The sequence below is a fragment of the Rhodococcus sp. NCIMB 12038 genome, from assembly GCF_002165735.1.
In the GTDB taxonomy this organism is placed as follows: Bacteria; Actinomycetota; Actinomycetes; order Mycobacteriales; family Mycobacteriaceae; genus Rhodococcus_F.
This window is the reverse complement of record NZ_NHML01000005.1, coordinates 182,254-195,934: the sequence shown is the minus strand read 5'-3', so window position 1 is coordinate 195,934 and position 13,681 is coordinate 182,254. Positions and strand designations below refer to the sequence as shown.

Genomic DNA, 13,681 nt, shown 5'->3' with positions numbered 1-13,681 from the left:
CACGGAGAGGCGTTGTGACGAGCGACATCAGTAATACACCCGCCGGCGGCGAGGAGGATCATGCTTCCCTCCTCGCCGCCCTCGGCGTAGAAATCGAGCCTTCACTGCTCACCCTGGCGTTGACGCACCGCTCGTATGCGTACGAGAACGGTGGCCTGCCCACCAACGAGCGTCTCGAGTTTCTCGGTGACTCCGTACTCGGAGTCACCGTCACGGAGAAGCTCTACCTCGCGCACCCCGACAAATCCGAGGGCGACCTCGCGAAGATTCGGGCGAGCATCGTGAACATGCACGCGCTCGCGGAAGTGGCGCGCAGTCTCGGTGAGGGCGGTCTCGGTGCCCATCTTCTGCTCGGTAAGGGCGAGGAGATGACCGGCGGCCGCGACAAGCCGAGCATCCTGGCCGACGGCATGGAGTCGATTCTCGGCGCCATCCATCTCGAGCACGGAATCGAGACGGCGCGACGCGTCGTGCTCGATCTCTTCAGCGACCTCCTTCAGCGAGCTCCCCGCCTCGGCGCGGGCCTGGACTGGAAGACGAGCCTGCAGGAGCTGACCGCGGAGCGTGGCGTCGGAGTTCCGGCGTACGAGATCACCGCGACCGGTCCGGATCACGACAAGGAGTTCACCGCCACCGTGATCGTCGGCGGCAAGCCCCTCGGCGTCGGTATCGGCCGCTCCAAGAAAGAGGCCGAGCAGAAGGCTGCGAGCACGGCGTGGAATGCGTTGTCCGACGCAGGACCCGACGTAGCGACCGACGACGTCAGTGCCTGAACTACCCGAAGTCGAGGTAGTCCGGCGCGGACTCGAACGCCACATCGTGGGGGCGTCCATCGATTCGGTGGACATCCTGCACCCGCGGGCGATCCGGCGTCACCTGCCTGGTGCCGCGGACCTCGCCGGACAGCTCACCGGCGAACGGATCGCGGGCGCCGACCGCCGCGGAAAGTATTTGTGGCTGGTCCTCGAACCCAGCACGGTCGCTCTCGTGGTGCATCTCGGGATGAGTGGTCAAATGCTCGTGCAGCCACCGGAATTGCCGACCGAGAAGCATCTGCGTATCCGGGCCCGGCTCGATTCCGGTCTCGACCTCCGGTTCGTGGATCAGCGGACGTTCGGGGGCTGGGCACTCGCGCCTCTCGTCGACGTCGACGGTTCGCTCGTGCCGGACTCGGTGGCGCACATCGCCCGCGACCCACTGGATCCACGTTTCGATCTCGCGGCCACCGTGAAGGTGGTGCGCGGCAAGCACACCGAGATCAAACGTGTGCTGCTGGACCAGACCGTCGTCTCCGGCATCGGCAACATCTATGCGGACGAGGCGTTGTGGCGCGCGCAGATCCACGGAAATCGGCTCACCGACAGGCTGACCGGTCCCCGGATTCGTGATGTGCTCACCGCCGCCCAACAGGTGATGCGTGAGGCACTCACCCAGGGCGGCACGTCGTTCGACGCGCTGTACGTGAACGTCAACGGCGAGTCGGGCTACTTCGACCGCTCTCTGTCCGCCTACGGTCAGGAGGATCGGCCGTGCCCGCGGTGCGGCACTGCGATCCGGCGGGAGAAGTTCATGAACCGCTCGTCGTTCAGTTGCCCGAAGTGCCAGCCGGCGCCACGGAGAAGCCCGGTGAGATGACGTGGGTGAGCCCGGCGGGCACGGGCTCTTCGGCGACCTGTCCGTCGGCGTCGTGGCGTGGCGTCGCCTTGGCGTCGAAGTAGTCGCCGCCCTTGCGTTTCACGTCGTCGGTTCCCCACTCACGGTGGCGGGGAACCGGTGCCATCCTCGGAATATGTTTGCGGCAGTGGATGTATGCCTCCTCCACGTCCACGACCACCCAGCGTTCGGGGATCCGCCCGCCGGAGTGGTCCACCGGCAGATCCGCGATCTCGGAGCGGAGGACCTCGTCGTCGACGATCCGGGCCGAACCGTTCACGTGCAGCCCGATGAGGTCCTGCACGAAGTCCACGAGAATGATTCCGACGTGCGGGTTTTCCAGGATGTTGCCGAGACTCGCCATGACACCGTTGCCGCGGTACTCCGGGTACGCGAGGGTCTTCGAGTCGATGACGTGCATGAATCCCGGTGTCCCGGCGCGCAGACTGTTGTCGCACTCGCCGGACGCGTCGGCGGTGGCGATGAACGCGATCTCCTGGCGTCCGACGAACTCGATCATCGTCGGATTGAGATGGTCCAGCATCTGATCCGAGTAGAACTTGGCGGCACGATCCCCGGTGCCGAACTCGGATTGAAGTCGGCGTTCTCCCGCACTCCCGATCTGGCCCATCTGCATTCCCCGCTACGTCTCGGCGTCGTTGGTCGGTTCACCCTACGGCCCACCGGTTCCCGCTGCTGAGAATCGGTGTTCACAAATCGGTGGAAACCGGTGCCGCCCACCCGCCTACCTGGCGTTGCGCCCATCGGTGGCAGGATTGAGCGCATGGCAGAACAGACTTCCGACACGACGGCGCCCACTTCACTGTGGGTCGAGCGAACGGGCACCCGGCTGTACACCGGCCGCAGCTCCCGCGGCGCCGAGGTCCTGATCGGCTCCGAGGGCGTGGAGGGCGTGTTCACCCCCGGGGAACTTCTGAAGATCGCACTCGCCGCGTGCAGCGGAATGAGCTCGGACTTCCCGCTGTCGCGGCGCCTGGGCGACAACTACGAGGCCACCATCCGGGTGTCCGGCGCCGCCGACCGGGAGAACGAGGTGTACCCGCAGCTCGACGAGGTGCTCGAGCTCGATCTCAGCGAACTCGACGCCGACGCGCAGGCGCGTCTGGTCACGCTCGTGGAACGGTCGGTCGACAAGGTGTGCACGGTCGGGCGGACGCTGAAGGCCGGGACGAAAGTGACGTTGTCCGTCGAGAAGGAACAGTGATGCGTCGCGAGCTCGCCGCACTCGCGGGCGGGTCGGTGCTCTGCGCGGGCCTGCTCGTGGTCGCGCCTGCTGCGGCCGGGCCCGCGTTCTCGCCCCCCGGCGGCGCCTGCACCCCGTGGTCCGTGTCGGAGGTGACGTCCGGCGCGGGCGTGCTCGAGAACCTGGCCTTCGATGGCGCGGGCACAATGCTGGTGTCGCGGACGGGTCTGGTGGGCGGCGGAGCCCTGGACGGGGTCAGCCCCGACGGCACCGTCACCCCGATCGTGCCGGAGGTCGAGTCGCCGGGCGGGATCGCCGTGGACGGCGCCGACGCGTACTTCGCCACGGGGAACTCCTTCGCCTCCGGGGTCACGGGCTCGACGAGCGGCACCGTCGACGTCGTGAATCTCGACACCGGTGACACGAGCACCGTGGCCGAGGGGCTGGTGATGCCGAACGGGCTCGTCCGGCTGAGCAACGGCGACATCCTCACCGCGCGGAATCTCGGCTCCGGGGCCGGACTGACCCGCGTCCCGGCCGAGGACCCCCACACACCGGAGGTCGTGCGCACCGATCTGGGAACGGTCGACGGACTCGCCGTGCACGACGGCAACGTCTACACGGTCACGACGTTCGACACCACCACGACGCTGCGCATCCTCCGCGAAGACGACCTCCGCGGTCCTGTCGTGTCCGTGGAGTTGCCCGGCTCCGGGCCGCTCAACGCCGCCGACGACCTCACCGTCGGACCGGACGGCATCGTGTACGTCGCGTACAACGGCGGCGGCAAGGTGGTCCGGGTCGATCCGGCGACGGGGGAGAGCTGCGCCCTGGCGTCCGGGCTGCCCCTCGTGTCGTCGGTGCGCTTCGGTGCCGGACCGGGCTGGGACCCGGACGCGCTCTACGCCACCAGCTTCACCGGGAAGATCTACAAGCTCGAACGGTCGTGACGGACATGGAGCGAATGACCGCATGGGTGCACGGGTACGTGCAGGGTGTCGGATTCCGGTGGTGGACCCGCGCCCGCGCACTCGAACTCGGCCTCGTCGGTTACGCGGCCAACCAGAAGGACGGCCGGGTACTCGTCATCGCCGAGGGACCCCGGGACAAGCTGGACACCCTGCTGACACTGCTGCGGTCGGGAGACACACCGGGCGCGGTGGATCTCGTCGTGGAGCAATGGGATTCCCCCCGCGGCGACCTCACCGGGTTCGTCGAACGGTGAACCGAAGGTAAAGTTCTCCGTCATGCATCTGAAGAGTCTGACGCTGAAGGGATTCAAATCCTTTGCGTCCGCAACGACTCTGCGATTCGAGCCGGGAATCACCTGTGTCGTGGGGCCCAACGGGTCGGGTAAGTCCAACGTCGTCGACGCCCTCACCTGGGTGATGGGTGAGCAGGGGGCGAAGGCGCTGCGCGGCGGCAAGATGGAAGACGTGATCTTCGCCGGCACCGCCGGGCGGGCGCCCCTCGGGCGTGCCGAGGTGACGCTGACCATCGACAACTCCGACGGCGCCTTGCCGATCGACTACTCCGAGGTGTCGATCACCCGGCGCATGTTCCGCGACGGCGCCGGCGAATACGAGATCAACGGCAGCTCGTGCCGGCTGATGGATGTGCAGGAACTGCTCAGCGACTCCGGTATCGGCCGGGAGATGCACGTGATCGTCGGGCAGGGCCGCCTCGCCGCCATCCTCGAATCGCGTCCGGAGGACCGGCGCGCGTTCATCGAAGAGGCCGCCGGGGTGCTCAAGCACCGCAAACGCAAGGAAAAAGCGGTCCGCAAACTCGACGCGATGCAGGCCAACCTGGCGCGCCTGAACGACCTCACGGCGGAACTGCGCCGACAGCTCAAACCGCTCGGGCGGCAGGCCGAGGTGGCCCGCCGTGCGCAGACCGTGCAGGCCGACCTCCGCGACGCGAAGCTGCGGCTCGCCGCCGACGACTTGGTGACGCGGCGTGAGGAGCTCGCCGACCAGGCGCAGGACGAGAAGGTTGCCCGCGAACAGCACGACCAGGTCACCGAGGCGCTCGACGAGGCCAATCTCGAGCTGGGACGGCACGAGCAGGAACTGTCGAGGCTCACACCGGGTGCGGAAGCGGCCGCGCAGACGTGGTTCCAGCTGTCGGCGCTCGCGGAGCGCGTCAACGCGACCATCCGCATCGCCCGCGAGCGGGCGCGCCACCTCGACTCCGAGCCGTCCGCGAACCGCGGTCAGGATCCGGACGAGATGGAGGCCCGCGCCGACCGGATCGCGGCGGAGGAAATGGAACTCGTCGAAGCCGTCGAAATGGCCCGCGCGGCGCTGGACGCGGCCAAGGAGCAACTGGCGCTGGGGGAGGAGACCGCCGCCGCCGCGGAACGGGCCCACATGGCGGCGGTGCGCGCGATCGCCGACCGCCGTGAAGGCCTGGCCCGGCTGTCCGGGCAGGTCGACACCCTGCGCACCCGCGCCGACTCCGTCGACGCCGAAGTGTCGCGGCTGACCGTCGCGATCGACGAGGCCCGACGGCGCGGCGACGCGGCGCAGTCCGAGTTCGAGGTCGTCCAGGACGAGATCGGCGACCTCGACGCCGGTGAACTCGGGCTCGACTCCCACCACGAGCGTGCCGTCGAGGCGCTGCGCCTGATCACCGAACGCGTCACCGAACTCCAGGCCGAAGAACGCGCCGCCGGGCAGGAAGTGGCGTCGCTGCGCGCCCGGATCGACGCGCTGTCGATGGGCCTCGAACGCAAGGACGGCGCAGGCTGGCTCGTCGAGAACCGGGGCGAGCACGGTATCCGGGGACCGATCGGGGGCCTCATCACCGTCGAAAAGGGGTACGAAGGTGCGGTCGCGGCAGCGATGGGTCCCGCCGCGGACGCCGTCGTCGCCGAATCCCTCGACGCCGCCCGCGGCGCGGTCGGTGCGCTGAAGGAGACGGACAGCGGCCGGGCGTCCCTGGTCATCGGCACCGATCAAGCCGTGCCGAACGGTGGGCACCTGGATTCCGGCGCCCGGTGGGCCGTCGACGTCATCGACTGCCCCGCCGAATTGCGGACCGGGCTCGCGGCACTCCTGGGCGGAGTGGTCGTGGTCGACTGCCTCGACGACGCCGTCGAACACGTCCGGCGCAGACCCGACGTGCGCGCCGTCACCCGCGACGGAGATCTCCTCGGGGCGGGCTGGATGAGCGGCGGCTCCGACCGCCAGCCGAGCACCCTCGAGGTCCAGGCCGCCATCGACAACTCGGTGCAGGACCTCGCTCGCGCCGAACGTCGCGCCGAGGAATTGTCCGCGGCACTGTCCGGCGCCGTCGCGGAACAGGCCGACCGCCAGGAGAACGCCGAGCAGGCACTGGCCGCGCTGAACGAGTCCGACGCCGCGATGTCGGCCATCTACGAACGCCTCGGCCGCCTCGGCCAGGCCGCCCGGGCCGCGCATGCCGAATCCGATCGGCTCATGGCGCAGCGAGACAAGGCCGAGAGCGGTCGCGAGGACACGCTGGCCGGGCTGGCAGAACTCGAGGAACGGCTGCGGATGGCGGAACAGGACGCCTCGCCCGCCGGCGCCGACACGGGTGGTTCCGATTCGACGAGCATAGATCGGGAGATGGCGGCCGCGGCCCTGGCGGAAGTGCGGGCCGTGGAGGTCGAGGCCCGGCTGTCCGTGCGGACGGCCGAGGAACGGGCCGAGTCGGTGCGCGGCAAGGCCGATTCGCTGCGCCGCGCCGCCCAGGTGGAACGCGACGCGCGTGCCCGGGCCGAACGCGCGATGAAGGCCCGGCAGAACGCGGCCGCCGTCGCGGCGGCGGTCGCCGAGTCCGGACAGCGGGTCGCCGAGCACCTCGGTGAGGTCGTCGACGCCGCGATGGCGCACCGGGACGATCTCGCCCGGGCCCGCACCGAGCGGACGACCCAACTCGAACAGGTGAAGGAGAGGGTGCGTCAGCTGACCGGACAGCTGGCGTCGCTCACCGACGCCGTGCATCGCGACGAGGTGGCCCGCGCGCAGGCCGCACTGCGCATCGAACAACTCGAGGAGGCGATCCTCGACCAGCACGGGATCGGCCTGGACGATCTGATCGCCGAATACGGTCCCGACGTGGCGCTCCCACCGTCCGCGCTCGAGATGGAGGAGTACGAGCAGGCGAAGGAGCGCGGCGAACAGGTCACGATGCCCGCGCCGATTCCGTACGACCGCACCACGCAGGAACGTCGCGCGAAACGTGCCGAGAAGGACCTGGCGACGCTCGGCAAGGTCAACCCGCTGGCGCTCGAGGAGTTCGCCGCACTCGAGGAGCGTTACAACTTCCTCTCGACACAACTCGAGGACGTGAAGACCGCCCGCAAGGACCTTCTCGGTGTCGTCGCCGACGTCGACGCCCGCATCCTGCAGGTGTTCACCGAGGCCTACGCGGACGTCGAACGCGAATTCGTGCAGGTCTTCGCGAAACTGTTCCCCGGCGGCGAGGGCAGGCTGGTGCTCACCGACCCGTCCGACATGCTGACGACCGGCATCGAGGTGGAGGCCCGGCCCCCCGGCAAGAAGGTCAAGCGGCTGTCGTTGCTCTCCGGTGGTGAGAAATCGCTCACGGCCGTGGCAATGCTCGTGGCGATCTTCCGGGCCAGGCCGTCCCCCTTCTACGTGATGGACGAGGTGGAGGCCGCGCTGGACGACACCAACCTGCGTCGCCTCATCGGGTTGTTCGAGCAGCTGCGGGAGAAGTCCCAGCTGATCGTCATCACCCACCAGAAGCCGACGATGGAGGTGGCCGACGCGCTCTACGGCGTCAGCATGCGCGGCGACGGCATCACCACCGTCATCTCCCAGCGGCTCCGTGGCCAGGACATGGCGGCCGCGGACGCCTGATTCCGGCACCGGCGGGGACCGTTCGCCCGGCGAGGCAGTGCGCGACGGAATCCGGAGCCTGAAACAATGGGCGGCGTGACTACCGGAGCTTGGATTGCCATCGCGGCCGCACTGGCCGTACTTCTCGTCGTTCTCGTCGTCGGGTCCCTGCTGTATCGGCGTCGCCGGATCTCCCTGAAGGCGCCGGACACCCCGCAGGTCACCACGGCGGAGAAGGACCGTTCGGGCAGTTATCGCGCCGACGGCGGCTTCAACTTCAGCCAGGGGTCGACGGCGACGGCGCCGCCCCGGGAGCCCGTACTCCCCACACCGGTGCCCGAACCCACGATCGCCCCCGAACCGGAGGTCGTGGCGCCTCCGGAGCCGGAGAAGGCCCCCGCGCCGGAGAAGGCACCGGAGAAGCCTGCGGCACCGCCGGAGCCGGTCACCTACGAACCGGTGGTCGCCCCGGAGGTCGAACCGGAACCCGAGGTCGCGCCGACTCCCGAGCCCGAACCGGCTCCCGCGGCACCCGCGCTCGACGTCATCGCCCCCACCGAAGGTCGGCTCGACCGTCTGCGTGGGCGTCTGTCCCGCTCCCAGTCGGCGGTGGGCAAGAGCCTGCTGGGACTGCTCGGCGGCGGCGACCTCGACGAGGACTCCTGGGAAGAGGTGGAGGACACGCTCCTCATCGCCGACCTGGGTTCGGCGACCACCACGAAGATCGTCACGTCGCTGCGCGAGCAGATGGCGTCGCGCAGCGTCCGTACCGAGGCCGACGCCCGCGCACTGCTGCGCGAGGTCCTGGTCGCCGAACTCCGTCCGGAACTCGACCGCTCCATCCGCGCCCTTCCGCACGACGACCACCCGGCGGTCCTGCTCGTCGTCGGGGTGAACGGCACCGGCAAGACCACCACCACGGGCAAGCTCGCGCGTGTTCTCGTGGCCGACGGCAGGCGCGTCCTGCTGGGCGCCGCCGACACATTCCGTGCGGCCGCCGCGGACCAGTTGCAGACGTGGGCCGAACGGGTCGGCGCCGAAGTCGTGCGCGGAAAGGAAGCCGCGGATCCGGCGGCCGTCGCGTTCGACGCCGTGGCCAAGGGGATCGACAACGGCGTCGACGTCGTGCTGATCGACACCGCGGGCAGGCTGCACACCAAGACGGGCCTGATGGACGAACTCGGCAAGGTCAAGCGGGTCATCGAGAAGAAGGCGTCGGTCGACGACGTCCTCCTGGTCCTCGACGCGACCATCGGGCAGAACGGCCTGGCGCAGGCGCGGGTGTTCGCCGAGGTCGTCGACATCACCGGTGTGGTGCTCACCAAGCTCGACGGCACCGCCAAGGGCGGCATCGTGTTCCAGGTTCAGCACGAACTCGGGGTCCCCGTGAAGCTCGTCGGACTCGGTGAGGGTGCCGACGATCTGGCGCCGTTCGAGCCGGGCGCGTTCGTCGACGCGTTGCTCGGTTAGAGGGGGATCCGGCGGTCGTCTCGGGGTCCCGGACGGCTCCGGGGACCTGAAACCGACTGCAAATCGCCTGGCGAAACGTGTACGCAACACAATAGGTCGATGCGTTCACGTGCGCGAAACAGTGCAGTGGCACAGCCGAAACACCGACTGAGCACCCTTCTTCTCAGGTCGTCAGCCGCAACCGGCTGGGCAGAGAAGGAGGAGGCTCAAGGTGGATTTCCCCACTATCGGTGCACCGGACACCGGGGATACAGCGTGGATGCTGACCAGCGCCGCGCTCGTGTTGCTCATGACTCCGGGTCTTGCGTTCTTCTACGGCGGCATGGTGCGGGCCAAGAGCGTGCTGAACATGCTCATGATGAGCATCAGTGCGATGGGTGTCGTCGGCATCCTGTGGGTTCTCTACGGCTACTCCATGGCTTTCGGTGAGGACAAGGGGAACCTTGTCGGTGATCCGTTCCAGTACTTCGGGCTCAAGGGACTGTTCGGCGGCTCCTACCTCGCCGAGACCGACGACGCCGGTTCGGTCATCGCCGATTCCGCGATCCCGCTCGTCGGCACCATCCCTGCGACGGTGTTCGTCGCGTTCCAGGCCATGTTCGCGATCATCACGGTCGCCCTCATCTCGGGTGCCGTCGCCGATCGCCTGCGCTTCGGTCCCTGGCTGCTGTTCGCCGGCCTCTGGGCGACGGTCGTGTACTTCCCCGTGGCGCACTGGGTCTTCGCCTTCGACGGAGTCACCGCAGGGACCGGCGGCTGGATCGCCAACAAACTCGCCGCGGTCGACTTCGCGGGTGGTACCGCGGTCCACATCAATGCCGGCGCCGCCGGCCTCGTACTCGCGATCATCCTCGGCAAGCGCAAGGGATGGCCGGGAACCCCGTTCCGTCCGCACAATCTGCCCTTCGTGATGCTCGGTGCAGGCCTGCTCTGGTTCGGCTGGTTCGGCTTCAACGCCGGTTCGGCCGTCGGGTCCAACGGAATCGCCGGCGCAACCTTCATCACGACGGTCATCGCAACGTGCGCGGCGATGCTCGCCTGGCTCCTGGTCGAGCGCATTCGGGACGGTCACGCCACCACGCTCGGCGCGGCTTCCGGAATCGTGGCCGGCCTGGTCGCCATCACGCCTTCCTGCTCCTCGGTGAACGTCGTCGGCGCACTTGCGATCGGCGTCGTGGCCGGAGCGCTCTGCGCGCTCGCCGTCGGTCTCAAGTTCCGCTTCGGGTTCGACGACTCGCTCGACGTCGTCGGTGTTCACCTGGTCGGTGGCATCGTCGGAACGCTGATGGTCGGCCTGGTCGCAACGTCTGAGGCGCCCGCGGGTGTGGTCGGACTGTTCTATGGTGGAGGCCTCGACCAACTCTGGCGTCAGGCAGTGGGCGCCGGAGCAGTACTGCTTTACTCGCTCGTCGGTACGGCCGTCGTCGCGTTGATCGTGAAGTTCACGATCGGGCTGCGGCTCAGCGACGAGGGTGAATCACTTGGAGTGGACGAGTCGGAACACGCAGAAACCGCCTACGATTTCGCCGCTCTCGGCGGAAACTCGGCAGCCGCTCGTGTATCCGGCAAGGAGGGATGAGGAAATGAAGCTGATCACAGCAATTGTCAAGCCGTTCACTCTGGAGGACGTCAAGACGGGACTCGAGCAGGCGGGCGTCCTGGGCATGACCGTCAGTGAGGTTCAGGGGTACGGCCGGCAGAAGGGCCACACCGAGGTCTACCGAGGCGCCGAGTACTCGGTCGATTTCGTACCGAAGGTCCGGGTCGAGGTCGTCGTGGACGACGCTGCTGTGGACAAGGTCGTCGAGGTGATCGTCGAGGCCGCACGCACCGGCAAGATCGGTGACGGCAAGGTGTGGGTCTCCCCGGTCGAGTCGGTCATCCGGGTACGCACCGGGGAACGCGGCGCGGATGCGCTCTGACCCCAACGGGTCCGGTAAGACCGGCCCTGGTCCCGTCGCCAAGGCGACGGAACCAGGGCCGGTTGCGTCAGGCGGATCGGACGAAGCGGCGGACCTGGCCCGCGCACGCAGGCAACTGCTCACCGGCGGCTCCGAGACCGGCCCCGGCGCAAGGAATCCGGCAGGTCACGGTCGGCGGCTCGACGCGGCTGCGCTGCGTCACGCGCTCGTCGACCTGCACGAGTTCTGGTTGACCACAAAGGGTGCCGAACTCGGCATCAAGCCGGACAGCGGCTTCGCGCTCGTCGCGGTCGGGGGGCTCGGTCGGCGGGAGATGCTGCCGTACTCGGATCTCGACCTCCTCCTGCTCCACGACGACATGGATCCGGCGGTGGTCGCGCAGGTGGCGGACCAGCTCTGGTATCCGTTGTGGGACGCGCACATCAAGCTCGACCACAGTGTCCGCACCATCCCTCAGGCACTGCAGGTGGCGGACACGGACATCACCGCGGCCCTGGGGATGCTCGAGGCACGCCACATCGTCGGCGACGTCGAGCTCACCAATCTGCTCATCAGCGGGGTGCGCCGGCAGTGGCGCACCGACATCCGCAACCGCTTCGACGGCCTCATCGAGCAGACCCAGGCCCGCTGGGAACGGAGCGGCCAGATCGCCCACCGCGCCGAGCCCGACCTCAAGAGCGGTCGCGGTGGACTGCGGGACGTGCAGTTGCTCAACGCGCTGTCCATTGCGCAGCTCACCGACGGCATGCCCGGACTCGGCCCGGAGTCGCCCGGCGGGGGATTGGCGCTCGCGCACCGGCGGCTCCTCGACGTCCGCACCGAACTGCACCGGGTGGCGGGCCGCTCGCGCGACCAGTTGCGGGCGCAGGACGCCGACGAGATCGGCGCCGCACTCCGGATCGGTGATCGGTTCGACCTCGCGCGCATGCTCAGCGATGCCGCGCGCACCATCAGCTACTCCGTCGACGTCGGTGTGCGGACGGCAGGCCACGCCCTGCCGCGGCGTGGTCTGGCGCGGTTGCGCCGTCCACCGGTGCGGCGGCCCCTCGACGAGGGAGTCGTCGAGCACGCCGGTGAAGTGGTGCTGGCCCGCGACGCCCGGCCCGCGAAGGACCCCGGCCTCGTGCTGCGGGTCGCGTCCGCGTCGGCGACGACGGGGATGCCGATGTCGGCGTCCACTCTGAATCGCCTGGCCGACAACGCCCCCGAGTTGCGGGAGCCGTGGCCCAAGGAGGCGCTGAACGATCTGCTGGTGATGCTCGGCACCGGTAGCCGGGCCGTCGCCGCGATCGAGGCCCTCGACCGCACCGGACTGTGGGGCAGGCTGCTTCCCGAGTGGGGTGCCGTCCGGGACCTGCCGCCGCGGGATGCGGTGCACACGTGGACGGTGGATCGCCACCTCGTCGAGACCGCCGCCTACGCCAGTGGGTTCACCACCCGCGTCGCCCGCCCGGATCTGCTGATGCTCGGCGCGCTGCTGCACGACATCGGCAAGGGCCGCGGCGGCGACCACAGTGTGGTCGGCGCGGAACTGGCCACCCAGATCGGCAAGCGGCTCGGATTGTGGCCGTCCGACGTCGCGCTGCTGACGGCGATCGTGCGCCACCATCTTCTGCTGCCGCACACCGCGACGCGGCGGGACCTCGACGATCCCGCGACGGTCGAGAGGGTGGTCGAGGCGCTCGGCGGTGACGGCGTCCTGCTGGAATTGCTGCACGCGCTGGCGGAGGCGGATTCACTGGCGACCGGTCCCGGGGTGTGGGGCGACTGGAAGTCCTCGCTCATCGGGGAACTCGTGCGCCGCTGCCGTCTGGTCATGGCGGGGGAGGTGCTGCCCGCACCGGATCCGCTCGATCCGGAGCACGTCGCGCTGGCGGCGACGGGCGGCGTGCACGTCGCACTGGTCCCCGCCGACAGTCCGCACACGTATGTGGTGACGGTCATCGCCCCCGACCAGCGGGGTCTGCTGTCGAAGGCGGCGGGCGTGCTCGCGCTGCACTCCCTGCGGGTCTTCTCCGCCTCGCTGGGCGGTGCCGAGGGTTCGGCTGTCAACTCGTTCGTCGTGTCCCCGAGGTTCGGGGCGCCGCCGCAGGCCGGACTGCTGCGCCAGGAGCTGATCCGCGCGCTGGCGGGGGAGCTGAACCTGCTGGAGATGCTCACGGCCAAGGAGGAGGAGGCCCGCGAGAGCCAGCGTGTGGCTGCCGTCGAGGAACGCGGCGAGGCCGCGGTTCCGGTGCAGTACGCGCAGGCGCCGCCGCGGGTCATCTGGTTCGACACGGCGTCGCCCGGAGAGGTCATCCTCGAGCTCAGGGCCGAGGACCGGCTGGGGCTGCTGTGCAGGCTGGCCGACGCGTTCGACACGTGCGGAGCGGACGTCCGGTGGGCGCGGGTGACCACGCTGGGTTCGTCGGTGATCGACTCGTTCTGCCTCGATGTGGGCGGCGGGGACACGAGGGCGAGCCGGGAACAGGTCGAGAGCGCGATCCTCGGTGTCGTCCCGCTCACGAAGCCGAAGAAGCAGGAGGGCAGCGGGGGAGAATGAACGACCGGACGTGAGCGGCTAGGCTGGTGCCCGAGAATATCCACCGCACACTCGTATG

11 protein-coding genes are annotated in these 13,681 nt (G+C 69.1%); 10 read left to right on the top strand and 1 reads right to left on the bottom strand.

The window, feature by feature from the left end; genetic code table 11:
- The first annotated feature begins 14 nt into the window (after nucleotides 1-14).
- Nucleotides 15-773: a ribonuclease III gene (rnc, locus tag CA951_RS09215; protein ID WP_072937778.1), complete on the top strand. Its 759-nt coding sequence runs from the start codon at nucleotides 15-17 to the stop codon at nucleotides 771-773.
- Nucleotides 766-1,635, top strand: a complete 870-nt coding sequence (gene mutM / locus CA951_RS09210) for a bifunctional DNA-formamidopyrimidine glycosylase/DNA-(apurinic or apyrimidinic site) lyase (protein WP_087556549.1) — start codon at nucleotides 766-768, stop codon at nucleotides 1,633-1,635. Before rnc ends, mutM begins: the two co-directional genes overlap by 8 nt.
- Here mutM and CA951_RS09205 read toward each other — a convergent pair.
- Entirely contained in the window at nucleotides 1,586-2,290 is a 705-nt protein-coding gene (locus CA951_RS09205; RefSeq protein WP_087556548.1) for a pyridoxamine 5'-phosphate oxidase family protein, read from the bottom strand. The genes mutM and CA951_RS09205 overlap by 50 nt on opposite strands.
- Nucleotides 2,291-2,437: 147 nt before the next feature.
- Between CA951_RS09205 and CA951_RS09200 the strand changes: the two genes are divergently transcribed.
- The 8 genes from CA951_RS09200 to CA951_RS09165 all read left to right on the top strand — a co-directional run bounded on the left by CA951_RS09200 (nucleotide 2,438) and on the right by CA951_RS09165 (nucleotide 13,623).
- Nucleotides 2,438-2,878, top strand: a complete 441-nt coding sequence (locus tag CA951_RS09200; protein WP_087556547.1) for an OsmC family protein — start codon at nucleotides 2,438-2,440, stop codon at nucleotides 2,876-2,878.
- Nucleotides 2,878-3,807 carry a hypothetical protein gene (locus tag CA951_RS09195; RefSeq protein ID WP_087556546.1) on the top strand — a complete coding sequence of 310 codons (930 nt, stop codon included), beginning with the start codon at nucleotides 2,878-2,880 and terminating at the stop codon, nucleotides 3,805-3,807. Before CA951_RS09200 ends, CA951_RS09195 begins: the two co-directional genes overlap by 1 nt.
- Nucleotides 3,808-3,812: 5 nt before the next feature.
- Nucleotides 3,813-4,082 (top strand): acylphosphatase, encoded by a 270-nt coding sequence (locus CA951_RS09190; RefSeq protein WP_255314957.1) that lies wholly within the window; start codon nucleotides 3,813-3,815, stop codon nucleotides 4,080-4,082.
- A gap of 22 nt (nucleotides 4,083-4,104) precedes the next feature.
- Entirely contained in the window at nucleotides 4,105-7,710 is a 3,606-nt protein-coding gene (gene smc, locus CA951_RS09185; RefSeq protein ID WP_087556545.1) for a chromosome segregation protein SMC, read from the top strand.
- Between the two features lie 66 nt (nucleotides 7,711-7,776).
- Nucleotides 7,777-9,159 carry a signal recognition particle-docking protein FtsY gene (gene ftsY, locus CA951_RS09180; RefSeq protein ID WP_179220157.1) on the top strand — a complete coding sequence of 461 codons (1,383 nt, stop codon included), beginning with the start codon at nucleotides 7,777-7,779 and terminating at the stop codon, nucleotides 9,157-9,159.
- Between the two features lie 211 nt (nucleotides 9,160-9,370).
- Nucleotides 9,371-10,738 carry an ammonium transporter gene (locus CA951_RS09175; protein ID WP_087556544.1) on the top strand — a complete coding sequence of 456 codons (1,368 nt, stop codon included), beginning with the start codon at nucleotides 9,371-9,373 and terminating at the stop codon, nucleotides 10,736-10,738.
- A 4-nt stretch (nucleotides 10,739-10,742) separates the two neighbouring features.
- Nucleotides 10,743-11,081 (top strand): P-II family nitrogen regulator, encoded by a 339-nt coding sequence (locus tag CA951_RS09170; RefSeq protein ID WP_005240467.1) that lies wholly within the window; start codon nucleotides 10,743-10,745, stop codon nucleotides 11,079-11,081.
- The gene (locus tag CA951_RS09165) at nucleotides 11,071-13,623 is read left to right on the top strand and encodes a [protein-PII] uridylyltransferase (RefSeq protein ID WP_087556543.1); all 2,553 of its coding nucleotides are present in this window, start codon (nucleotides 11,071-11,073) and stop codon (nucleotides 13,621-13,623) included. The genes CA951_RS09170 and CA951_RS09165 overlap by 11 nt, the downstream gene beginning before the upstream one ends.
- Nucleotides 13,624-13,681 lie beyond the last annotated feature (58 nt).

Bases quoted from the DNA above. Each gene is read 5' to 3' on its own strand.
- smc (WP_087556545.1), top strand. From the start codon at position 4,105: ATGCATCTGAAGAGTCTGACGCTGAAGGGATTCAAATCCTTTGCGTCC.
- ftsY (WP_179220157.1), top strand. From the start codon at position 7,777: ATGGGCGGCGTGACTACCGGAGCTTGGATTGCCATCGCGGCCGCACTG.
- CA951_RS09170 (WP_005240467.1), top strand. From the start codon at position 10,743: ATGAAGCTGATCACAGCAATTGTCAAGCCGTTCACTCTGGAGGACGTC.
- CA951_RS09190 (WP_255314957.1), top strand. From the start codon at position 3,813: ATGGAGCGAATGACCGCATGGGTGCACGGGTACGTGCAGGGTGTCGGA.
- CA951_RS09195 (WP_087556546.1), top strand. From the start codon at position 2,878: ATGCGTCGCGAGCTCGCCGCACTCGCGGGCGGGTCGGTGCTCTGCGCG.
- CA951_RS09205 (WP_087556548.1), bottom strand. From the start codon at position 2,290: ATGCAGATGGGCCAGATCGGGAGTGCGGGAGAACGCCGACTTCAATCC.
- CA951_RS09200 (WP_087556547.1), top strand. From the start codon at position 2,438: ATGGCAGAACAGACTTCCGACACGACGGCGCCCACTTCACTGTGGGTC.
- CA951_RS09165 (WP_087556543.1), top strand. From the start codon at position 11,071: ATGCGCTCTGACCCCAACGGGTCCGGTAAGACCGGCCCTGGTCCCGTC.